The sequence below is a fragment of the Kordiimonas sp. UBA4487 genome, assembly GCF_002389025.1.
GTDB lineage: Bacteria > Pseudomonadota > Alphaproteobacteria > Sphingomonadales > Kordiimonadaceae > Kordiimonas > Kordiimonas lacus.
Map to the genome: position 1 here is coordinate 138,760 of NZ_DGNR01000003.1, position 21,264 is coordinate 160,023.

The 21,264-nt window shown below is 56.6% G+C and carries 19 protein-coding genes and 1 tRNA gene; 11 read left to right on the top strand and 9 right to left on the bottom strand.

The window, feature by feature from the left end:
* The 5 genes from B3Z17_RS01955 to B3Z17_RS01975 are packed head-to-tail and all read right to left on the bottom strand — an operon-like array spanning window position 1 to window position 4,527.
* Complete coding sequence (locus B3Z17_RS01955) at window positions 1-951, bottom strand: proline iminopeptidase-family hydrolase (RefSeq protein WP_286828359.1); 951 nt, start codon at window positions 949-951, stop codon at window positions 1-3.
* 9 nt (window positions 952-960) lie between these two features.
* Window positions 961-1,794 (bottom strand): S-formylglutathione hydrolase, encoded by an 834-nt coding sequence (gene fghA, locus B3Z17_RS01960; RefSeq protein ID WP_286828360.1) that lies wholly within the window; start codon window positions 1,792-1,794, stop codon window positions 961-963.
* Window positions 1,778-2,302, bottom strand: a complete 525-nt coding sequence (locus B3Z17_RS01965) for a hypothetical protein (RefSeq protein ID WP_286828361.1) — start codon at window positions 2,300-2,302, stop codon at window positions 1,778-1,780. Before B3Z17_RS01965 ends, fghA begins: the two co-directional genes overlap by 17 nt.
* A gap of 3 nt (window positions 2,303-2,305) precedes the next feature.
* Window positions 2,306-3,409, bottom strand: a complete 1,104-nt coding sequence (locus B3Z17_RS01970) for an S-(hydroxymethyl)glutathione dehydrogenase/class III alcohol dehydrogenase (protein WP_068305399.1) — start codon at window positions 3,407-3,409, stop codon at window positions 2,306-2,308.
* A gap of 53 nt (window positions 3,410-3,462) precedes the next feature.
* Entirely contained in the window at window positions 3,463-4,527 is a 1,065-nt protein-coding gene (locus B3Z17_RS01975; RefSeq protein ID WP_286828362.1) for a hypothetical protein, read from the bottom strand.
* Between the two features lie 158 nt (window positions 4,528-4,685).
* On the opposite strand from B3Z17_RS01975, the gene B3Z17_RS01980 reads away from it, so the two are divergent.
* Complete coding sequence (locus tag B3Z17_RS01980) at window positions 4,686-5,447, top strand: competence/damage-inducible protein A (RefSeq protein WP_286828363.1); 762 nt, start codon at window positions 4,686-4,688, stop codon at window positions 5,445-5,447.
* A 19-nt stretch (window positions 5,448-5,466) separates the two neighbouring features.
* Here the strand turns inward: B3Z17_RS01980 and purU are convergent, their stop codons facing one another.
* Complete coding sequence (gene purU, locus B3Z17_RS01985) at window positions 5,467-6,324, bottom strand: formyltetrahydrofolate deformylase (RefSeq protein ID WP_286828365.1); 858 nt, start codon at window positions 6,322-6,324, stop codon at window positions 5,467-5,469.
* 149 nt (window positions 6,325-6,473) lie between these two features.
* Here purU and B3Z17_RS01990 point away from each other — a divergent pair.
* The 4 genes from B3Z17_RS01990 to B3Z17_RS02005 all read left to right on the top strand — a co-directional run bounded on the left by B3Z17_RS01990 (window position 6,474) and on the right by B3Z17_RS02005 (window position 9,194).
* Window positions 6,474-6,560 (top strand) — tRNA-Leu (locus B3Z17_RS01990).
* A 137-nt stretch (window positions 6,561-6,697) separates the two neighbouring features.
* Window positions 6,698-7,237 (top strand): class I SAM-dependent methyltransferase, encoded by a 540-nt coding sequence (locus tag B3Z17_RS01995; RefSeq protein ID WP_286828366.1) that lies wholly within the window; start codon window positions 6,698-6,700, stop codon window positions 7,235-7,237.
* A 125-nt stretch (window positions 7,238-7,362) separates the two neighbouring features.
* Window positions 7,363-7,848, top strand: a complete 486-nt coding sequence (locus B3Z17_RS02000) for an RrF2 family transcriptional regulator (protein WP_286828367.1) — start codon at window positions 7,363-7,365, stop codon at window positions 7,846-7,848.
* A 2-nt stretch (window positions 7,849-7,850) separates the two neighbouring features.
* Window positions 7,851-9,194, top strand: coding sequence for a phytoene desaturase family protein (locus B3Z17_RS02005; protein WP_286828368.1), 1,344 nt, complete (start codon window positions 7,851-7,853; stop codon window positions 9,192-9,194).
* Between the two features lie 69 nt (window positions 9,195-9,263).
* On the opposite strand, the gene B3Z17_RS02010 is transcribed toward B3Z17_RS02005, so the two are convergent.
* Window positions 9,264-9,827: a S24 family peptidase gene (locus B3Z17_RS02010; protein ID WP_286828369.1), complete on the bottom strand. Its 564-nt coding sequence runs from the start codon at window positions 9,825-9,827 to the stop codon at window positions 9,264-9,266.
* 181 nt (window positions 9,828-10,008) lie between these two features.
* Here B3Z17_RS02010 and B3Z17_RS02015 point away from each other — a divergent pair, with 181 nt between their 5' ends.
* From B3Z17_RS02015 to B3Z17_RS02040, 6 genes are all read left to right on the top strand, one after another.
* The gene (locus B3Z17_RS02015; protein WP_068305410.1) at window positions 10,009-11,634 is read left to right on the top strand and encodes a sensor domain-containing phosphodiesterase; all 1,626 of its coding nucleotides are present in this window, start codon (window positions 10,009-10,011) and stop codon (window positions 11,632-11,634) included.
* 274 nt (window positions 11,635-11,908) lie between these two features.
* Window positions 11,909-14,023, top strand: a complete 2,115-nt coding sequence (gene flgK / locus B3Z17_RS02020) for a flagellar hook-associated protein FlgK (RefSeq protein WP_286828370.1) — start codon at window positions 11,909-11,911, stop codon at window positions 14,021-14,023.
* 10 nt (window positions 14,024-14,033) lie between these two features.
* Window positions 14,034-14,957: a flagellin gene (locus B3Z17_RS02025; RefSeq protein ID WP_286828372.1), complete on the top strand. Its 924-nt coding sequence runs from the start codon at window positions 14,034-14,036 to the stop codon at window positions 14,955-14,957.
* A 103-nt stretch (window positions 14,958-15,060) separates the two neighbouring features.
* The gene (locus B3Z17_RS02030) at window positions 15,061-15,561 is read left to right on the top strand and encodes a flavin reductase family protein (RefSeq protein ID WP_286828373.1); all 501 of its coding nucleotides are present in this window, start codon (window positions 15,061-15,063) and stop codon (window positions 15,559-15,561) included.
* A 316-nt stretch (window positions 15,562-15,877) separates the two neighbouring features.
* Complete coding sequence (locus tag B3Z17_RS02035) at window positions 15,878-16,996, top strand: DUF2336 domain-containing protein (protein ID WP_068305415.1); 1,119 nt, start codon at window positions 15,878-15,880, stop codon at window positions 16,994-16,996.
* Between the two features lie 52 nt (window positions 16,997-17,048).
* A complete protein-coding gene (locus B3Z17_RS02040) occupies window positions 17,049-18,758 on the top strand; it encodes a sensor histidine kinase (protein WP_286828375.1) in 1,710 nt (569 codons plus the stop codon).
* Between the two features lie 69 nt (window positions 18,759-18,827).
* On the opposite strand, the gene B3Z17_RS02045 is transcribed toward B3Z17_RS02040, so the two are convergent.
* Both B3Z17_RS02045 and B3Z17_RS02050 read right to left on the bottom strand, forming a co-directional pair.
* Complete coding sequence (locus tag B3Z17_RS02045) at window positions 18,828-20,336, bottom strand: S10 family peptidase (RefSeq protein WP_286828376.1); 1,509 nt, start codon at window positions 20,334-20,336, stop codon at window positions 18,828-18,830.
* Between the two features lie 83 nt (window positions 20,337-20,419).
* Window positions 20,420-21,178 carry an NAD kinase gene (locus B3Z17_RS02050; RefSeq protein ID WP_286828377.1) on the bottom strand — a complete coding sequence of 253 codons (759 nt, stop codon included), beginning with the start codon at window positions 21,176-21,178 and terminating at the stop codon, window positions 20,420-20,422.
* Between the last annotated feature and the right edge of the window lie 86 nt (window positions 21,179-21,264).

A 21,264-nucleotide genomic window follows, 5' to 3' on the forward strand; every position in this document is an offset into this window, starting at 1 on the left:
CTACTCGTTCAGGCCCTTCAGGAAAATCCGCAGCGCCATCATGTAAAACTCCTCATTGTCGCCCATGGTGGCGTGCCCGGCACCGGGAACGATCACCGCTTTGGCGTTGGGGATCATCCCGGCAAACTTGCGGCAGCTTTTCGGGGCTGCCTCATCATATTCGCCACAAATCATCAATGTAGGCACATCCACTTTGGTTAGCTGTGGGCTGATGTCATAGTCCTTCAGTGTGCCGGGCGCGAAAAATTCGGTCGGCCCCCACATGGTTTCATACATGACTGGGTTCCAATCCGGGCCGTCCACACGGTAGCGGCTGTTGCGGCAGCCCTCGGTGCGGCACATGTGGCGGGCATAAAAGGCGGCTTCCGCGGCGCGGTAATCTGGATGGTTGGTAGTGCCCTCAGCCTCATGCTTGCGGATGGTTGCTGCCGTCTCAGGCGGTAACTGGTCAATCCACTCCTGATTGTCTGCGATCCATTGGCGTGTGGAAATCAGCGGGCTCGACAGGATCGCGGCTTTCAGGCCTTCTGGGTTCCTGACAGCATATTCCGCCGCCAATGTGCCGCCCCAGCTGTGGCCCGCGATAATCACGTCATCAAGGCCGAGCGCCGCGCGGATATGGTCGATCTCCGCCACGAACCGCTCCACGCGCCAGTTTTCCGGGTTGTTCGGGCGTTCGGAATTGCCGGTTCCCAGCTGGTCATACAGGATCACCGGGTATTCGTCCGCCAGCGCTACATAGGGCATATTGCCCCGGTGCGTACCGCCCGGCCCACCGTGCATGACAATGATCGCCGGTCGCTTGCCCAGATGCTCGTGCCCATTCAGCCGGTACCAGATCTTGCCGCCGTCCACCTGAATATAGCCCGCGATTTCCGGGTCCTGGTGGGCCTGGGCAGGCAGGGTGAGGGCGGATACGGCGATTAGGGCGGCGAGAGCGAGGCGAAGCATGATGATGTCCTACCTGAGGGCGTCAGCGTGATGACGCAGATGGTCTTCAATGAAGGTCGAGATGAAGAAATAGCTGTGGTCATAGCCTTCGTGGCGCCTGAGCGTCAGCTTCTGGCCCACTTTTTCACAGGCAGCTTCCAACAACTCGGGCTTCAACTGGCCCTCCAGGAAATTGTCCGCAAGGCCTTGATCAATCAGGATATTTACGTCCGCAGCGCCATCGCGTTCCAGTAGTGCACAGGCGTCATACTCTGCCCATGCCGCGCGGTCAGAACCGATATAGCCCGTCAGTGCCTTTTCGCCCCACGGGCAGTTCATCGGTGAGACGATCGGCGCGAAGGCGGAGACCGATCGGAAGGTCTCGCGGTTCTTGAGGAAGATCGTCAGCGCGCCATGCCCGCCCATGGAATGGCCGGTGATGCCCTGGCGGCTCATGTCTGTCATGCCGACAGACGCCACGAATTCGGCAAGCTCCTTCGTGATGTAATCAGACATGCGAAAGTTCTTGGCCCACGGGTCTTCTGTCGCGTTCACATAAAAGCCTGCGCCCTTGCCAAAATCATAGGCGTCATCATCCGGAACATGATCACCGCGAGGGCTGGTGTCAGGGCAAATCACCATAAGGCCGAGTTCCGAAGCAACCCGCTGGAAGCCTGCCTTCACGGTCGCATTCTCTTCCGTGCATGTCAGGCCGGACAGGTACCAGAGGACTGGTACCTTCCCGTGTGCCGCTGCAGGTGGCGTGTAGACACTGAACTGCATGTCGCAGTCCAGAATCTCTGATGCATGCTTGTAGGTGCCCTGGATGCCGCTAAAGCAGCCCGTTTCACTGATGATTTCCATCTGTCACCCTTTTTAAGATTTCTTCCTTTAGGCCTTCAATATTGAGCGATTCCTGCAGTGAATTGGTGAACTCGAGCAGCTCTTTGTTTTGGCTTTCGTTCATGCAGTTCTCGAACCATGAAGTAGAGACATGTTGCCCTACACTGGAGAGAATAAGGCTGTATTGCGCATCATGATCCCACCCACTTTCGCATTGAAATTCCTGAACGGTTCCCGTCGGCCATTTTGTTTTAATGGCTTTTGATAGGCTGGCAAAAATGCCGTGTTCAGCTTGGTATTCAAACGATACTCCTTGTAGATCGTCAGCGTACACATGAGATTTAACTTTCATCAAATCGGTCGGATACAATCTGATTTCATAGAACAGTATATCGACAGGTCGATCCGAGTAGTAGGCGTAGGAAAATTGAAGCCAATCTCTGGTTGCCTCCGACTCTTCAGCTCTGGAATCCATATGCGCATTGGTGATGCATACCAGCGCGCACAGCGCCTTTTGCCAGAAATTCAATTCTTAAAACTCCACCACGCTGCGGATGGATTTGCCTTCGTGCATCAGGTCAAAGGCCGTATTGATTTCATCCAGCGGCATCTTGTGGGTAATCAGGTCATCGATGTTGATCTTGCCGTCCATGTACCAGTCCACAATCTTGGGCACATCGGTGCGGCCGCGCGCGCCGCCGAAGGCCGTACCGCGCCACACGCGGCCTGTCACCAGCTGGAACGGGCGGGTGGAGATTTCCTGGCCCGCGCCGGCCACACCGATGATGATGCTTTCGCCCCAGCCCTTGTGGCAGCACTCCAGCGCCTGACGCATGGTGTTGACGTTACCGATGCACTCGAACGAATAGTCCGCGCCGCCGTTTGTGAGGTCCATGATGGCTTCCATCACGTCACATTCCTTCGGGTTGACGAAGTCTGTCATGCCGAACTGGCGGCCCATGGCTTCGCGCGCCGGGTTGATATCCACGCCGACAATCTTGTTGGCGCCAACCATGCGCGCGCCCTGGATGACATTGAGGCCGATACCGCCAAGGCCGAATACGACGACGTTCGAACCGGGCTCTACCTTCGCGTCGAACGCCACCGCGCCCACACCGGTGGTCACGCCGCAGCCGATGTAGCAGATTTTGTCGAACGGCGCGTCTTCGCGCACTTTCGCGAGCGCGATTTCTGGCAGCACCGTGTGGTTCGAGAAGGTCGAGCAGCCCATATAGTGCAGGATCGGCTTGCCATCGATGGAGAAGCGGCTGGTGCCGTCTGGCATCACGCCCTTGCCCTGTGTTTCGCGAATGCTCTGGCACAGGTTGGTCTTGGGGTGCAGGCAATAATCACACTCGCGGCACTCGGGCGTATAGAGGGGGATCACATGATCGCCCGGCTTCAGGCTTTTCACACCTTCGCCCACCTCGAGGACCACACCTGCGCCTTCGTGGCCCAAAATGGCAGGAAAAGCGCCTTCAGGATCATCGCCAGACAGCGTGAAGGCATCGGTGTGGCACACGCCTGTGGCCTTGATTTCCACCAGAACCTCGCCCGCCTTTGGGCCCTCAAGATCAACTTCTTCAACAGAAAGCGGTTTCCCGGCTCCCCAGGCTACTGCTGCACGTGTTTTCATGGTCTTCCCTCTTTTTTCAGTACTCTAATGAGGCGGTTTCCGTCTCATATGGTTCAATCGGTTGTGATTTTTCTGACCCAGCCAGGCTCAAATCCGGCCTTGTCTCCGAGTGCCAGAAGCGCGTTTTCAATCCTGATCAGTCTGCGTTCATGTTGGATCGCCAGCCCACCCAGCAGCTTTGTCACATCCATAAGGTCCATCACCTTGGATGCGTCCTCAAGGCTGATATAGGGCGGTAGTGGTTTGTTGAATATTTCGGCCCCGCCAAAGAAAGCTTGCGATAGCCGCTTGTTTTCGTCAGCGAAATAGCCACGGATCTCTTGCTGCAGGTCTGGCGACAGCAGGGTGCGCCTTTCAGCTGTCGCATGCTGCTGCAATTGGGACTGGTTGCGGACGACCTGGTCTGAGAAGGACTTGTTCGGGTCCATTTTGTTTAGCTCAAGAAACATGGGAACCAGGAAATAGGGCAGGCTGATATTGATCTTTTTGGGCGGCCGCTCGAGGTTGTCTGGCTCAAGGCCCATGATTTCACACATGGCGGCGATGACATCCTCTGCGCCATAGTCCCTGACCTTCAGGTTTTCAGCACCCACTGTATCGGACAGGCTGCTCAGGAAAGCGTGGTACTTCAAGTGACGGGCTTTAGGGTATCGGTCGCGGATATACGGTTCGGGTAGGCTGGTAATGTGGCGCCGCTTTACTTGCTGGATATAGAGAGATTCCATATAGGATGCCTGCTCCCGCACAAACGCAATAACCTGCAGCTGCATGCCATGCTCATGGCAGATGGATTTCAGGGTTTGGAAAGCGTCCACTGGCAAGTCGCAGAAAATCTCACTGGACAGCAATATGCCATGGGATTTGGCACTAACTAGCGTTTCGCCAAACCAGGCAAGTTGCTCTCCCCGGTTTTCAGCGGGCGCCCCTTGCTTGAGGGCTAAGGCAAGGGATGAACCGTTGCCGGATGTGATCAGCCCCCTTCTCGCATTGGAAACAGATGCAGACTGCGGGTATATAAGCCCCTGATCCTTCAGTTTTGCGGCGTTTCGGGCAAAAAATACCTGCAGCGCCGAAGACCCTGTCTTGAAGATGCCGATGTGCAGGTAAACCGTACCCATGATTAAAGCGTATCCATGATAGAAATTGTGCCCCGATTCCATCTGATCAAAACTAGGATCAGAAGAAGGTGTTTGCCTTTTTCTAAATATGAATGTTGACGGTTGCAATGATCATCGTCTTAATCAGGTCCGATTGGGCTTAGAGTACGGAAAAGAACATGGCGAACAGTGACGGCGATATCAGCGCAGCGCTCCTTATCATCGGTGACGAGATTCTCTCTGGCCGTACCAAGGATGCGAACCTGTCATACTTGGCGGTGTGGCTGAATGAAGTGGGTATCCAGCTTTCGGAAGTGCGCGTTGTGCCGGATATTGAAGAAGAGATCGCGGCTGCGGTGAATGCGCTCAGGTCAAAGTTCGACTATCTGTTTACTACCGGTGGTATTGGCCCAACCCATGACGATATTACCGTCGACAGCGTGGCTGCGGCCTTTGGTGTGCCTGTGGTGGTACACCCCGAAGCCTACCGGCGCATGGCGGAATATTATGGCGAAGAAAACTTCACCGAAGCCCGCAAGCGCATGACCCGCGTGCCCGAAGGCGGCGAGCTGATCGACAACCCTGTGTCCATCGCACCGGGGATTCGTATTGAGAATGTCTTCATCATGGCCGGCGTGCCCAAGATCATGCAGTCGATGCTGGAAGGCATCCGCGCGCACCTGCGTACCGGTCGCAAGGTCTGGGCCCAGTCACTCACGGTGCATGCGGCGGAAAGCAAGATCGCTGAAGGGCTTGGGAAAATTCAGGAAGAACACCCAGACACCAGTATCGGCAGCTATCCTTTCTATGGCCAGGGCTACGGCGCCAACATCGTGATCCGCAGCGCCGACAAGGACGCCATCGACGCCGCCATGGGTGCGGTGATGAACCTGTGCGACGCCATGGGCTTCGATATGGATCATCCCACCGCCATCGACTGATTACCTGAAATTTGACCGCCTAAGGCTTGAACACCACCGTTTTGGTGCCATTCAGCAGTACCCGATGCTCCAGGTGCAGTTTCAGGGCCTCGGCGAGCGTGACACGCTCCACATCGCGGCCGGTGGCCACAAGGTCCGAGGCCTCCATGGCGTGATTCACCCGGGCCACATTCTGTTCAATGATCGGGCCTTCATCCAGGTCCGCCGTCACATAGTGCGCGGTGGCGCCAATCAGCTTCACACCCTTTTCATGCGCCTGCTGGTAGGGGGCTGCGCCCTTGAAAGAAGGCAGGAAGCTGTGGTGGATGTTGATCACCCTGCCTGCCAGGCGTTCGCACGCCTTGTTCGACAGCACCTGCATATAGCGCGCCAGCACAATCAGGTCGATTTGCTCGTCATCGATCAGCTTCAGAAGCTTCTGTTCCTGCTCGGCCTTTGTCTCCGGCGTGACCGGCCAGTGGTGATAGGCGATGTTGTAGGAAGCCGTCAGCTGGTAGGCGTCCTTGTGGTTCGAGACCACGGCGGGCACTTCCATATGCAGTGCGCCGCGTTCCATGCGGTACAGGATGTCCATCAGGCAATGGTCGAATTTTGAGACCATGATCAGCACGCGCTGGGGTTTTGAAGCGTCGTGGATGGCCCAGTCCATGCCGAATTTGTCGGCCACTGGGGCAAATCGCGCCCGCAAGTCATCGCAGCTGACAGGCTCGCTCAGTGGGCGGATGGCCACGCGCATGAAAAACTGGCCGGTGGCCGTGTCTGCATACTGGTTGCTTGACGTGATGTTGCAGCCTGCCGTGGCAATCAGGCCGGAAACTTCGGCAACGATGCCGGGTTCGTCAGGGCAGGACAGGGTAAGGATAAATTTTTCGGTCATGGCAACCTCTGGAACACGTAACATTACTCGTTGAGGCCGCACCAGAGCAGGGCTTCCGGGGCTTGGCAACAGTTTTTATTGAAACATAACGAAATAAGCCGTTGTTTTGGGAAGGATGAATGATTAATAACCGAAGACCAGCCTCATGTGCCCGCATGGTGGAATTGGTAGACACACAAGACTTAAAATCTTGAGACCGTATGGTCGTACCGGTTCGAGTCCGGTTGCGGGTACCATTTTCTCCTGACCTTCAATTAATTCGTGAGCCTGCATTGACATGCGCGGCCATCCGGTTTGATATGCCCACGATTGAGAAAAATGGGGGGCGGGGTCCGGGACCAACCGCCAGAATTTGAGTGAGCGAGAGCAAGACATGAATGCACGACAGCAAGTTCTTGAGCATATGCCCAAGAATGCGGTGTGCGCGGAAGTGGGCGTCCACCTGGGCGATTATTCGGCGAAGATCATCAATAAAGCCAACCCGAAAAAGATGTATCTGATCGACCCCTGGCAGGTGGTTGAAGACGAAAAATATGCCAAATCCTGGTTCGGCAAAAAGGTGGCGCAGCGGGAAATGGATCAACGCTTCAAAAGCGTGCAGAAGCGCTTTGCCAATAATCCGGCGGTGGAAATCCTGCGCGATTTTTCAAAAGACGCGGTCACGCACATCCCGGACGGCAGCCTGGATTTCGTCTATCTGGACGGCGACCACAGCTATGAAGGTGTGTGCCTGGACTTCGACCTGTTCTATGACAAGGTCAAGCCCAAAGGGTTGATCTACGGGGACGACTATACCGACCAGTTCTGGTGGGGCACCGGTGTGATCGATGCGCTGCACAAGAACCTGCATGAAAAGGACTTGCGTCTGGTGTTCCTGAACGGCACGCAGTTCTGCTGCCGCAAAATGGGCTGACCCACGAATAGCCTGCAATATTATCCGGGAAGAACGCTACCGATCTTGGTGGCGTTTTTTATGCGACAATTGCGGATATTTCTTGACCGAATATATTCGGATGATTTATATCCGGAATCATGAAGATGAGCGAAGGCATAGAATGGGCGATCCACTGCTGCACCCTGTTGGCAGCGCTGCCCGATGGGACGGCCCTGCCGGTGGGCAGGCTGTCTGAATTTCATGATGTCCCAAGGGACTATCTGGCGAAACACCTGCAGAGCCTGTCACGGGCGGGCATCGTGCAGACTACACGCGGCCCTGGGGGCGGTTACCGGCTGGGGCGCCCGGCTGAGCGGATCACGCTTCTGGATGTGGTGGAAGCCATCGACGGCAAGGACCCATGCTTCCAGTGCACCGAAATCAGGCGGAGGGGCCCATCGGCCGTAGGCGCTGCGGCCTATAAGAAGCCTTGCGGCATTGCCCGCGCCATGTGGAGCGCCGAGGCCGCCTGGCGACGGGAATTGAAGAAGGTAACCATCGCTGCACTTGTGGCGCAGGCAGCGGAAGAGGTTGACCCAAAACAAATGGAAAAATCAATAAGTTGGCTCGAGCGTACGACAGGAGGATGACAATGACCGACATCAAGGACATTCAGGATAGCGGCGCCGAGAATCCGCACGCAACCAAGCATGTGGTTGTTGTCGGCGGTGGTATGGCCGGGCTGATCGCGGCCCTTTACGCCGCAAAGGACGGCGCCAGGGTGACGGTGCTTGAAGGAGCGCGTCAGTTTGGCGGCAGGGCCCAAACCACCAATGAAGGCGGTTTCTCGGTCAATATGGGCGCGCACGCTCTTTACAAGGACGGTGCCGCCAAGCAGGCGCTGGATGATCTGGGCCTGACTGTTGCCGGCGGTACGCCGCTCCTTGAAGGCCAGACCGCCACACGGCAGGGCAAGTCTTATCTGTTGCCTTTCAGTCTGACGTCATTTTGGCGGACGGGACTGTTCTCGCTCATGGACAGGTGGGCGACGACGCGATTCTACGCCAAATTACCCAAAATGAATTCGGCAGACTATGTGGGCATGACACTTGAGGACACGCTCAAGGCGCTTCTGCCTGCGCCAGGTGCCCGCGCCTATATGCATGCCGTGATGCGGCTCAGCACCTATGCCAACGCGCCCAGCCAGATGTGTGGCGGCGCGGCAATCGAACAGCTGAAGATGGCGCTTGGGGGCGTGCTTTATCTGGACGGCGGTTGGCAACAGATGGTGGACACGCTGGTTGACGCCGCCAAGACAAGTGGCGTTGACCTGCAGGCAGGCCAGAAGGTCAGTGATGTCGAGCGTACTGGTGCTGGCTTTACCGTGATCACGTCCAAGGAGCGGGTCAGTGCGGATGCTGTAGTGCTGGCCCTGGCGCCGAAACAGGCGGCGTCGGTTGCGGCAGGCCTCGCACCCGAGTTAACAGGCTATGCCGAGCAGGCGGTGCCGGTCCGGGGGGCGTGCCTGGATGTGTGTCTCTCGAAGGTGCCTGTTGAGGCCACCAGCTTCGCACTGGGGATCGATGACCCTGTCTATCTTTCCGTCCATTCCTGTGTGGCCAAGTTGGCGCCAGAGGGTGGCGGCTTGCTGCATACCGTAAAATACCTGGACCCGTTGAGAGCAGAGAAAGCCAGCGCGCTGGAACAAGAGGTCGAGAGCTATACCGATCAGTTACAGCCGGGCTGGAAGCAGCATGTCGTCTCGCGGTATTTCCGCCCCGGTATGGTGATCGCCAATTCGCTTCCGCTTGCAGAGCATGGCGGCATGGCGGGGCGTCCGGCGGTGGAGACGTCAGTGCCTGGCCTTTGTCTGGCTGGCGACTGGGTTGGGCCGAAGGGCTTTCTGTCTGACGCGTCTGCGGCAAGTGGCCGGGCTGCGGGGCGTCTCGCAGCTGGTGCAGCTGCCCAGCCGCAGCATGCCCAGGCAGCAGAATAGCTGACACCTGACGCACAGCGCTATATGAGGGCGGGGCGGTATTCGTCGCCCGGCCCCTAGCTTCCGACTTCAGCTGTCAAGGCTGCCGATTACCAGCAGTACCCGCAACACCTGCTCGCGTGGAAGTCGAATTTCGTGCGCAGGATTATACTGTTTCAAAACCAGCTCCTGACCATCCCATTTGACAAATTGCTTGATGAAACCTGTGTGCTCTGCGGTTTCCACCAGCACGAAACGCCCCCGGCGTGGTGGCTTCGTTGGGTGGACATAGGCCAGGTCCTGGTTTTTATATTTGGGCACCATCGAATCGCCGGTAACAAAAACAGCAAAGGCGTCCTTTACCCCCTGCAGGTCTGCGGGCCGGAACGTCCAGTCGATGGCGCTGTCTTCCATCACAATACTGCCGTCCTTCCCGCCTTGCGCCCGCCCCAGCACAGGTAGGTCCCGCATTGGGCCAAAGGCTTGCACGCGGCCACTGCCTCCAGCGCGTCCGTGTTTGCGCGGCCACTTTCGGGACAGGGAGTTATGCCCCAATATCGGGGCTTGCCCTTCTTCAAATTGAGCCTTGGTCTCGCCGGTTATGTTGCTCAGGTATCCAGTGGCTGTCGGGTCAGGTATATCGCTTGTGGTCATTATGTTCTCCTTTTGTTCTTATTATGCAGATCAGCCGCGTCAAATAAAGCGCAAAGTTGTAGTGACTAAATTTTAATGATGTTGGGTCCATACTGTCCCTGTTGGCGCTTTTGGTTCCGGGTGTGTGGCCAATTGACGTGTGGGTGAGGGGCGCCTGCAACGATCGCTTTGGATAGGTGGCATGGACGACAATCGGTCGATCGATCTCCATAGATTCGCGGGGCTTTATCAGTCGCTGGCTGGTGCAGTAATGGAGCTGGCACCTGATGACAGGGTCATCTACGCATCGGGCAACCTGGACCGCCTGCTGGGGTGCGGCAGCGGCGGCCTGATGGGCCAATGTTTCACTGCCTACATTCATTCCAAGGATTTTGCGATCTGGCGCCTGGTGCGTCACAAGCTGATGAAGTCCGGCCATGTCGGGCCCGTGCCGCTTCGCATGCTGCGGGCTGACGGCGTGCCGGGTGCGATTGAACTGCACGCTGTACGCACGCCAGGGGCGGAACCCGGCACAATCCAGCTTTCAATCAGCCCCTATTGGGGGCAACTCTCCATCGGCGAGAACAAGCGTGCACCCAGCAGTTCGCCGCGCCAGTTCGACAAGCAGCATTTCGCCAAGCTGGCACAGCGCCTGACAGAATATGCAGCGGGGACAGATCATAGTGTTCCTGAAGCGTTGATGAAGCTGGCGGGGCTGGATGAACAGGCGGGGCAGGGCAAGGCAGAGGTCAGCCTGTGGGCGCTTCACCGCTTGCTGGGCGATGCGGCGGCCGAAGGGGCCGCAGCAGATTTGTCGGAGACCAAGCGTGAAGCGCACAGACCGGAGGGTGTGGCCTGTCCTGACGAACGGCAGCAGGTCTCCAACGCTATGCGCGGTGCCTTCAAGCAGGGTCGGGACGAAGCCAATTATGTGACAGTGGCCGGCGAAGACGGTATTTCCGAATCCGACGCGGTGAAAGCTGCCGTTTATGCCATGAAGCGCGCGGCATCCAAGGAAAATGCCAAGACCATCCAGGCCCTGACAGGCGGGTACGAACGGCGGTTGGAGAAGGTGAAGGCGCAATTGAAGGCTTTCAAGCAGATTGTTTTGCAGGAGCGTTTCGATGTAGCCCTGCAGCCGATTGTCGATATCCACGACGGCACACTGCATCATTTCGAAGCGCTGGCGCGGTTCGACCAGAATATATTTGCGGGTTCGCCTTTCGAGTTCATGTGTTTCGCAGAAGATATCGGGGTGATCCACGAATTTGACCTGGCCATGACCATGAAGGTGGTGTCGCTGATCAAGCGAATGCGGCGCATCGGCTATAACGTGGCTGCAGCGGTGAATATTTCCGGCCATTCCATCCAGTCACAGGGCTTCCTGCGCCATTTCTTCAATATTCTGGAAGATTGCGGTGACATCCGTGAAAACCTGATGTTCGAACTAACGGAATCGAGCCAGATCGACGATCTGGAAACCACCAACCGCATCCTCCGCCGTATCCGCGATTTTGGTCATAAGGTCAGCCTAGATGATTTTGGCGCTGGCGCTGCAGGGCTGCAGTATCTGCGTGTCCTTAAGGTAGACTGCGTCAAGATCGACGGCATCTATATTCGCAAAGGCCTCGAGGACGCTGAGAACCGCTCCTTCCTGCGGTCAATGGCTGACCTTTGTAAGGGGCTGGGCATTGAAACGGTGGGTGAATGCGTCGAAAATGAAGAACAGCGTCGCTTCCTTGAGGAAATAGGCGTGAACTATGCGCAGGGTTGGCTATACGGCAAGCCGATGCCGCCTGACGAGGCGCTTCAGTTCCTGCAGGGGTGACCTGCGCCCCGTACTCCTTTCTCCAGAATTGGCACACTCCTTGCTCCTTATCTTGGCGAGCGGCAAAGCGTTTCCAGCGCTGCGTCCCTTCGAGAGATAAAGGATTGGTGTGCTAACTATATGTTTTTACGTCGAAAATATGCAGTAATGAGAGATTTCTCCCGTCAGCTTACGGATCAGCCAACGGCCAAGTTTGCCGCGAGTGTTCCGATGGCGGTGGCATATTTTGCCCGGCCAGCCACCAGTGCAAAACCTGCAGCGGGGGAGATGATCCATGTCGATTAACGGAATTATCAATACTTCGCTGAGCGGCCTGTTCACGAACCAGGCTGCGATCCAGGCAACGTCAAACAACATCGCGAACGTCAACACCGAAGGCTATGCCCGTGTGGTCGTTGAAACGGAAGCCAATATCCTGCAGGGGCAGTCTTCCGGGGTCAGTATCTCAGACATCAAGCGCGTTGTAGACAAATTCCTTGAAAGTGCTCTCCAGACTTCCACTTCCAATCTGTCTGAGGTCACAGTGCAGCGCGAGTTCCATGACCGGCTGCAGGGTATTCTTGGCGACCCGGCGTCAGATAGTTCACTCGCGGCACGTATGGACCAGATCTATCAGGCAATGGCTGACCTGGCCCTTAACCCGGCCGATGTATTGCGTCGCCAGCAGATGCTGTCCGAAATCGGCAGCTTTACCGATCAGATCAACCTGTATCATGATCAGATCCAGTCGCTGCGCAGCGAAGCCAGTACCCAAATGGCCGAGACGGTTAATGCGATCAATACCACGCTGCAGCGGATCGATGAGCTGAACCCGCTTCTGGTTCGCGCCAGTGCGCTGGGTGAAGAATCGGGAGGCCTGGAAGGGCAGCTGTCGCTTGCGCTGAACGAACTGGCGTCGTTGATTGACATCAAGATTGAACGGACGGCCGCGGGCGGCGTCAAGATCGCTACCGGCGACGGGTACCCGCTTCTGGATACATCGCTGTTCCAGTTGGAATATGATGCGCCGGGTATTGTTGAAGCCGGCACCACGTTCCCGACAATTGACGTATACCGGGTGAATGACGACGGTGAGCAGATTTCCTCCACCGTCGACCTGACACCTCACATTCGCTCAGGCAAACTCAAGGGCCTGATGGAAATGCGCGACAACCAGTTGGTGGACCTCAGTGTCACGCTGGGTGAATTGTCTGCGCGTGCCATGGATGAGTTCAATGCCATCCAGAACAAGTATTCGGCTGTGCCAGCCCCTAACAGCATGGAAGGCAAGCAGACCTTTGTCGACGGCGCACATCAGACGGGTTTCACTGGTCAGACCACGTTTGCTGTTGTTGATGCCAATAACCAGCTGGTCAATTCCGTAACTGTCGATTTCAGCGATACTGGGACCTATCCCGATTTTGATGCTGTTGTGACGGCGGTGAATGCGGCCCTGGGTGCGGACGGCACTTTGGCCCTGAACAACGGTGTGATGTCCTTCACAGCGACCAACTCAGCGAACGGTGTTGTTATTGCTGACGATGAGGCGGACCCAAGCGACCGTGCTGGTCGTGGCTTCTCGCATTTCTTTGGTATGAATGACCTCCTGTCCGCAGATCGGGCCGGCATTTATGAAACGGGCCTCGACGGCACGGAAGACCATAACATGGGTGCGGCCGAAACCATCGAATTTGAAGTGCTGGACTCTCTGGGGCGCAGTCTGGCGACAATTTCCGTTGGCACCACAGGCACGACCTTCGACGACATGATCACTGAACTGAATAACGTTGGTGGTCTGGGGGCGTATTTCTCCTTCACGCTCGAAAGCGACGGCCAGCTTACGTACGAGGAAACAGCTTCCTACGACGGCATCAACCTGAAGGTTATCAACGACACCACGGATATCGGCGGCACCGGTGTGACCTTTACCGGCGCCTTTGGTATTGGCGACAAGCACCGGGTTGAAGCGGCACGGGACGTTACCATTAACGAAGACATCACATCAGACCCTAACCGCCTTTCGCTGGCGGTCTTTGATGCGACAGGCGCGGTGGGTGATGTGGTGCTGACAGACGGTGACCAGCGCGGGGCGCTGGCATTCCAAAGCCTGGAGACGTCCCTTGTGGGGTTCGACAGTGCAGGTGAATTGAAGGCGAGCAATGTCACACTCAGCCAGTATGTTGCCCGTTTCCTTGGAAACGCAGGCCTGCAGGCTCGCCGAGTGTCGGACCTGGAAGCAGACAATATCGCGCTGCAACAGGAAGTGCAGGCGCGGAACTCAGCGGTGTCCGGTGTGAATATGGACGAAGAATTGTCAAACCTCATTGTCTACCAGAATGCCTATGGGGCCGCGGCGCGTGTCCTCTCAAGCGTGCAGGATCTCTATGACGACCTGCTGTCGATAGTGTAAGGAGCTTAGTATGGTTCGGGTATCATCATTCGGTCAGCAAACGCTGCTTATCCGTTCTATCATGGAAAACCAGCAGAAGGTTTTCGATGGCCAACGCCAGATTTCCACTGGCAAGAAAACTGATGAGTTTCGGGGTCTTGCTGGACAGGCCAGTACAATCCTGGGCTCGCGCTCCTTCAAAACACGCATTGAGACATACCAGCAGACCATCGACACCATTCGCGGCAAGCTGGACGCCAACGACGTCCAGATCGAAGGTATGTTGGGCGCGATGGAAAAGCTCAAGGAAACCCTCCAGGTCACACTTGCGAACGGTCAGGCTGAAGGCTTCAGTGAGATGCTGGATCAGACGTTCAAGTTTGTCTCGAACGCCCTTAACACCAACTTTGACGGCACGTATCTGTTCTCCGGTGCGAAAACCGGGTCAGAGCCCGTCAATATTACATCGCTGGCGGATCTGGACGCGCTGGCATCCGTGAGTGACGCGTTCGATAACGGTGATGTGGCCTTTGAAGCCCGCATTGCAGACGGTGTAGACATTGAGTTCGGTATTCTTGCCAGTGACTTGGGTGAAGGAGTGTTCCAGGAAATGCTGGACCTGTATCAATTTGATCAGGGCGGCAGCGGTCCGCTTCAGGGCGAGTTGGATGCCACCCAGTTCAGTTTCCTGCAGGGTCAGCTTCAATCCCTTGATACCGCTATCGATAATATGCGGCAGATCCATGTGGCCAACGGCCTCGCGTACGAGCGCCTTGATGTGGTGGACGACCAGCACACAGACACATCCGTATTCCTGGAAAAATTCATTGCCGATGTGGAAGATGTGGACATTGCAGAAGCTGTTACCAGGCTAAACAACGACCAGGTGGCGCTTGAGGCGTCCTATCAATCGATCAGCTCCTTGTCCCAACTGACGCTGTTGCGCTTCCTCTGAAAACCATTCCGGTAATCTGCTCCGGTAGTCCCGCTCTGGCCGATTGTCGTTGCATTTGGTCTGTCGCTGGCTAGATTGAGCGTCGGAACAAATGAGGACGACAATGGCTATTTCAAAAGACCAGTTCAAGCAGGGCATGCGCCGCTTGGGGGGCGCGGTCAATATCGTGACCGCGGCAGATGGCGAGGTTTGGGCTGGGCTGACAGCAACAGCTGTCACCTCCTTGTCGGCTGAGCCGCCGCGTCTGCTGGCCTGCATCAACCGGCAGGGTGTTACCTATGACATTGTCTCGAAGGGGCGCACGCTGGGCGTTAACGTGCTGGGCACAGCTCACAAGGCGCTTGCCATGCGGTTCGCTGGTATGGACGGCGAAGGCGAAACCGAGCGTTTCGATGGCGGCAGCTGGTTTACGGCCAAGTCTGGTGCGCCGCTGTTGACCGGTGCGCTGGTCTCTTTCGACTGCACAGTCGAAAGCATTCTGGATGCCGGCAGCCATGCTATTGTCATTGGCAACATCGAGGCGGTGAAAGTGGGTGCGGGCGATACGCTGGACCCTTTGTGCTACCTGGATGGAGAATGGGGCACCTTTCAGCCCCTGGTCTGAGGCTCTTTCCCTTAAGTGATTTGCAACAAATTTCGAATATCTTGTGCCTGAGCTGATTTTTGCAGGACATTTTCGCAACATGTGCGAAAAAAAATCGCTCACCCGAATCGCTATATCTTGACTCTGCGAATCAATATGATTCGATATATGGTGTTTGAGGCGTGATTTGGACCGATCCGGGAGAGGGCCATTTTCCTAAGGTGTTGATTCTTCTCTCTGAATCTATATCCTAAAACGCGCTAGGGGTGTGTTGCACCTTGAAATCATGAGAAGCGCCCGTGTTGTTTTGAGCATTTTACGGGGGCGGAGGCGTCAGGTGGTAAGTAAAGAGCTGCAGGAATTGTTGTTGCTGGCGAAGACCAAGTCTTCGGATGCCCGGTCGCGCCTTGTGGAGAACATTACGGACCTGTTTTTATCCGATGGTGGCCGGCTCAGCGAGCATGAGCGCGCCCTGATGTCGGACATTCTTGGCAAGCTCGTGAGCCAGGTTGAAACAGACATCAGGAAAGAGCTGTCCCAGGCTTTGGCAGCATCGGGGGTTGATTTGCCTGATATCGTCAAAATGCTTGCGAATGACGAGATCGAGATCGCGCGTCCGCTTCTGGAAAAGAGTGCGCTTCTCAAGGATCCAGATCTTATAGAAATTATACGGATGCGGACGGACGAACATCGCATCGCCATCGCCATGCGCGAAGATGTGTCCGAAAGTGTCAGCAATGCGCTGGTTGAATACGGTAGCGAAGACGTGGTTGAGACGCTTCTCAATAACCATGACACGCAGTTGTCGTCCCGCGCGATGGAATATCTTGTGGCTGAGTCCCGCCGGGTGGACCGGTTTCAGGAGCCGCTTTTGCAGCGGTCCGATCTGCCCGGCGACTTGGCTTACCGCATGTATTGGTGGGTGTCAGCTGCGCTCAGGAAGCGCATTCTTGAAGACTATCAGGTTGATCCGATCGTGTTCGAGCAGGCTGTGCGCCGCGCTGCTAATTCCGTCATGGTGGACAAGGGCGGGGAACAAAGCGCCTATGTCCGTGCCCAGCGCCTCGTGCGCCGCATGATGGAAAACGGCGAGCTGACGATCCAGTTCCTGCAGAATGCCCTCAGACAGCAGCGCGTGGCCGTGTTTGTGGCTGGCCTGGCAGAGCTGGCAGGCATCAATTTCCGTACAGCCTGGCGCATCTTTTCAGACAAGGGCGGTGAAAGCTTCGCCATTTTGGCAAAAGCCGTTGGTGTTGAGCGGAACCAGTTTACCAGCATCTACCTTCTGGTGGTGCAGGCCCGTGAGGGTGGCGGTGTGAAATCGCCTGGGGTGCTGAAAGGCATATTGGAGTTGTTTGATGCCACGAGCGAAGAGAATGCCCGTGGGGCGCTGCAAGTGTGGCAGCGCGACAGTGCGTACCAAGAAGCAATAGAAGAATTGGAAAAGGTGGGGTAGTGCCGGCTGATCGGGAGCTCAGCCAGACACAGTAAGCCCGGGGAGGACCTCAATGACTTTGGAAAAGCCGAAAGACAACAATGTTGTCGACCTGGCGGGGCGCCGTGGTGACGGGGCTGACGCGATGGAGCCGGCGTTTGGCGCGAGCGTTGGCCGACAGGCAGGTGCAGGGATGCCGGCGAACGAGCAGGTGCTGGGCCTTGTCTCGCGTATCCTTGTAGATGAAAGCCTGCCTTTCTATGTGTGCGCGCTCGACGGTACAGTCATTCACTTCAATGACCATTACCAGAATCTTGATCGGGCCCTTGGCGACGTCACGTTGGCGCCGGGCGAAGGCAAATATGCCGGGCGGTATCAGGTGCCAACCCTGAAGCCTGTGATCGAGGATGTGTTGGCCAGTGAAACAACTGTCCGGGCTGAAGAAATTGTGGCCATCAGTGGCAGGGACCGTGTGTTCCTGGGGCGTCATACGCCTGTGCGGAACGAAAAGGGCGACATTGTTGCCGTTGCCGGGACCTATGAAGATGTGACCGTGCAGGTGCGTGGGATCGAGGAAGCGAACAAGACGCAGGCCCGGTTCCAGGATTTTGCCCGCGCGAGCTCTGACTGGTTCTTTGAATGTGACGCCGATATGCGTATCCGCTCTCTGTCTGAGCGCTTTACCGCCATTGTTGGCCAGCCTGCCTCGCTGTTTATTGGATCGAAATTCGAGCAGTTTGGCCGCCTTGAGGAAAATCTGGAAAAACGCATGGAGGGCCCGCAGGCCATCCGCATGCGTAAACCGTTCCGCGAGCAGCTTTTCGTAATTACCGAGCCATCAGGGGCGGACCTCAAATTCCACCTGTCTGCTGTGCCTGTGTTTGAGCGCCAGAGCGGCGACTTCCGCGGTTACCGTGGGGTCGGCATGGATGTGACAGCGCGCTACAAGCAGGCCGCTGAGGCGGATGATATCCGCCGTAATCTGGAAACGCTGCTGCAGGAATTGACGCGCAAGAATATGGCGCTCGATGAAGCGACAGAGCAGGCCACCAGCGCCCTGCGTGCTAAAAATGAGTTCCTTGCGGCCATGAGCCATGAGCTCCGTACACCGCTGAATGCCATCATTGGCTTCGCCGAAGCGTTCGAGGGTGAAACCTTCGGTGCGCTTGAGCGTGCCTATGTGGATTATGCGTCTGACATCAGGAAGTCCGGCCAGCACCTTCTGGGCTTGATCAACGATATTCTTGACGTTGCCGTGATTGAAAGCGGTGGGTTGTCCCTCAATATCGATGAGCAGGAGCTGGATCAGCTGCTGACAAAAGCCGTGCATATGAACATTGATGCCGCCCGCAACAAAGGGCTGAATGTTGACGGGCTGGACAAAACCACCGGCTTGTGTGTGAAAGTCGATGACCGCCGCACCACGCAGATTCTGGTGAACCTGTTGTCGAACGCCATCAAGTTCACGCCTGAAGGTGGTGCCATCGGGATTGACGTTACCTCAGATGAGGCGGCCCAGCAGGTTGCCATCACCGTTTGGGATACCGGGATCGGGATTTCCGACGATCATGCTGAAAATGTATTCGAAAAATTCCATCAGGTGACAGAGCATATTTATAGCCGGAGCCAGGAAGGCACGGGCCTGGGCCTGCACATCAGTCGCGAGCTTGCGCGCAAGATGAACGGCAATATTACGCTTGAAAGCAAGGTGGGCGAGGGCAGTCGCTTTACGGTGACACTGCCACTGTCGGACGGCGACAACACAGACGCTGGCTATATCTAAGAGATAAAAACCCTGATAAGGGACGGGAGATGGGGCGCAGGCGGATAACCGCCGCGCCCCATTTTTATTTTACTCGCCCTGGATGAAAGTACGAATGTCCTTCACCAGTTGCTCGATGGACGGCTGGTGCACATACATCATGTGACCGGCTTCATAATAGGTGAACCACACCCGGCTGGTGTCGATGCCATTGGCGTTGAAGGTGTTTTCCGACGCGAAGAAGGGGGTTGCCAGGTCATAGTAGCCATTGGCTACCATGGTGCGCAGGTCCTTGTTTTCGCGCATGGCCGTGCCGACGTATGGCGCCACATTGGGGTAGCCTTCGCTGTAGCCACGCTTGCGGGGCTCGGCCCAGTGCCGACCCGGTGTGCCGGACAGCACTTCATAGCGGCGCTCGATATCAACGCCCAGGTCGTTCTGCATATACTGGTAGATACCGGCCGTGTAAGCGGCGTCGATGCCGTACCCAGACGGATCATTGTCGAACGTGTCGCCAGTGCCTTCATAGTCTTCACCAACGAAGCGGCTGTCCAGGCGACCAACAGTTTTGCCCTCATTGCGCAGCAGTTCTTTCATGAAGCGCATGTTGTTGACGCGCAGGTTGGCATTTTTGACATATTGTTCGCTCAGGCCCGTGTAGGCAGCCAGTTTGGCGGCGACAGCGTTGAACTCAGTCTCGCCCAGGCGGTTGCCCTGCAGCAGCGCACTGGCATAGTCGCCCAGCGTGAAGGCACGAACTTCGTCAATAAATCCTTCAAGTGTGCGGCCCGCCTTGTCCACCTTGCCGTGATACCAGGCGGTGGCGGCCATTGTCGGCAGGTAGGAAATATAGGGCGTGTCGTTGCCAGGCTGATAGCGCGCTGTCTGGAAATCCAGGATGGAGGAGATGAACACAACACCGTTGATCGCAATATCGGACCAGCCGCCCTGAAGCTCATGCAGGAGTGCCGCTGCACGCGTGGTGCCATAGCTTTCGCCCGACAAATACTTGGGCGAATTCCAGCGCTTGTGCTTCACCAGCCAAAGGCGGATGAATTCAGCGATCGACTGGGCATCATTTTCAATGCCCCAGAAATCCTTGCCGTCGCCCTTGCCGATGGCGCGGCTATAGCCGGTGCCGACGGGGTCGATGAAGACCATATCGGCCATGTCCAAAATCGACAGCGGGTTGTCTTCCAGCCGGTAAGGCGCGGCACCATCATCTTCGGCGTCGGACGGCAGGACCACCCGCTTGGGCCCGTAAACACCCAGGTGCAGCCATAGGCTGGCAGAGCCCGGACCACCGTTGAAGATGAAGAAAACCGGGCGCTCGGCGTTTGATTTCAAATCTGTCCGCAGGTAGGTGGTGGAAAAGATCGAGGCTGTGGCTTCGCCCTTATCGTTCTTCAGGTGCGTTTCACCGGCAATGGCCTTGTATTTGACCTTCTCGCCGCCGAAAGTACCCGTCTTTTCAACTTCATAGACTTTTGGTGCTTCGACAGGTACTGCGGTCTCGTCCTTCGTCTCGGCCGCGACCGCAGGCAGCGTCATGGACGCCGCAAGCAGCATGCCGACGCATGATTTTGCTAGCTTGAACATGGATATCCCCTGATTGTTGACTTTGGGGCTCTCTTAGCCCTTTGGTTTAGCCCTGTCGCGAGCTTCGCGATGAGCTGAGCCCTTTAGTAGGCGAACTGTTCGGTGAAGATGCGCTCGGCCAGCGTGTGCTCGCTGTCGAACAGCAGCGTCAGCGACACGTCGCGGGCTTCTTCGATCAGAACATGGCGCACATCCCGCACTTCATGCATGTCCGCAACAGCGGAAACTGGCCGTTTTTGCGGCTGGTTGATGGTAAGCGCCACAGTCACATGATGCGGCAACAGGGCGCCGCCCCAACGGCGGGGGCGGAAGGCAGAAAGCGGTGTCAGCGCAAGAAGGTCGGCGCCCAGTGGGATGATCGGGCCATGGGCAGACAGGTTATAGGCCGTGCTGCCGGCAGGGGTTGCCACCAAGACGCCGTCGCCGACCAGTTCAGGCAGCCGCACTTTACCGTCAATCGCCACGCGGATGTTGGCAGCCTGGCGGGTTTCCCGCAGGAGCGACACTTCATTGATGGCCAGATGTTCGACAACCTCGCCATCACAGCGGGTGGCGCGCATACGCAGAGGATGCAGCGTGAAGCTGTCTGCCTTGCCGATACGTTCAATCAGGTCATCATCGTTGGATTCATTCATCAGGAAGCCAACGGTGCCCTTGTTCATGCCGAAAATTGGCACATTGCGGCCCATATAGGCATGCAGGGTCTGCAGCATGAATCCGTCGCCACCAAGCGCAATAATGACGTCTGCATCACTGGTGCTGACTGCCTTATAACGGTTCCGTAATAACTGTGCGGCTTTGCTGGCTTCACCAAACTCGCTGGCAATGATGGCTATCTTCATATGCTTGTTCCCTCTTGGGTGCGAGTATAGGGAAAAATTGGCTGAGAGCGAGCGGGAATTTTTCCGCAGGAGGTCTCGGTCGGCTG

Excerpts from the sequence above, each read along its gene's own strand:
- B3Z17_RS01970 (WP_068305399.1), bottom strand. The coding sequence starts at position 3,409 with ATGAAAACACGTGCAGCAGTAGCCTGGGGAGCCGGGAAACCGCTTTCT.
- B3Z17_RS01980 (WP_286828363.1), top strand. The coding sequence starts at position 4,686 with ATGGCGAACAGTGACGGCGATATCAGCGCAGCGCTCCTTATCATCGGT.
- B3Z17_RS01995 (WP_286828366.1), top strand. The coding sequence starts at position 6,698 with ATGAATGCACGACAGCAAGTTCTTGAGCATATGCCCAAGAATGCGGTG.
- B3Z17_RS02030 (WP_286828373.1), top strand. The coding sequence starts at position 15,061 with ATGGCTATTTCAAAAGACCAGTTCAAGCAGGGCATGCGCCGCTTGGGG.
- B3Z17_RS02045 (WP_286828376.1), bottom strand. The coding sequence starts at position 20,336 with ATGTTCAAGCTAGCAAAATCATGCGTCGGCATGCTGCTTGCGGCGTCC.
- purU (WP_286828365.1), bottom strand. The coding sequence starts at position 6,324 with ATGACCGAAAAATTTATCCTTACCCTGTCCTGCCCTGACGAACCCGGC.
- B3Z17_RS02000 (WP_286828367.1), top strand. The coding sequence starts at position 7,363 with ATGAGCGAAGGCATAGAATGGGCGATCCACTGCTGCACCCTGTTGGCA.
- B3Z17_RS02015 (WP_068305410.1), top strand. The coding sequence starts at position 10,009 with ATGGACGACAATCGGTCGATCGATCTCCATAGATTCGCGGGGCTTTAT.
- B3Z17_RS01975 (WP_286828362.1), bottom strand. The coding sequence starts at position 4,527 with ATGGGTACGGTTTACCTGCACATCGGCATCTTCAAGACAGGGTCTTCG.
- B3Z17_RS01955 (WP_286828359.1), bottom strand. The coding sequence starts at position 951 with ATGCTTCGCCTCGCTCTCGCCGCCCTAATCGCCGTATCCGCCCTCACC.
- B3Z17_RS02040 (WP_286828375.1), top strand. The coding sequence starts at position 17,049 with ATGACTTTGGAAAAGCCGAAAGACAACAATGTTGTCGACCTGGCGGGG.
- B3Z17_RS02050 (WP_286828377.1), bottom strand. The coding sequence starts at position 21,178 with ATGAAGATAGCCATCATTGCCAGCGAGTTTGGTGAAGCCAGCAAAGCC.
- fghA (WP_286828360.1), bottom strand. The coding sequence starts at position 1,794 with ATGGAAATCATCAGTGAAACGGGCTGCTTTAGCGGCATCCAGGGCACC.
- B3Z17_RS02010 (WP_286828369.1), bottom strand. The coding sequence starts at position 9,827 with ATGACCACAAGCGATATACCTGACCCGACAGCCACTGGATACCTGAGC.
- flgK (WP_286828370.1), top strand. The coding sequence starts at position 11,909 with ATGTCGATTAACGGAATTATCAATACTTCGCTGAGCGGCCTGTTCACG.
- B3Z17_RS02025 (WP_286828372.1), top strand. The coding sequence starts at position 14,034 with ATGGTTCGGGTATCATCATTCGGTCAGCAAACGCTGCTTATCCGTTCT.
- B3Z17_RS02005 (WP_286828368.1), top strand. The coding sequence starts at position 7,851 with ATGACCGACATCAAGGACATTCAGGATAGCGGCGCCGAGAATCCGCAC.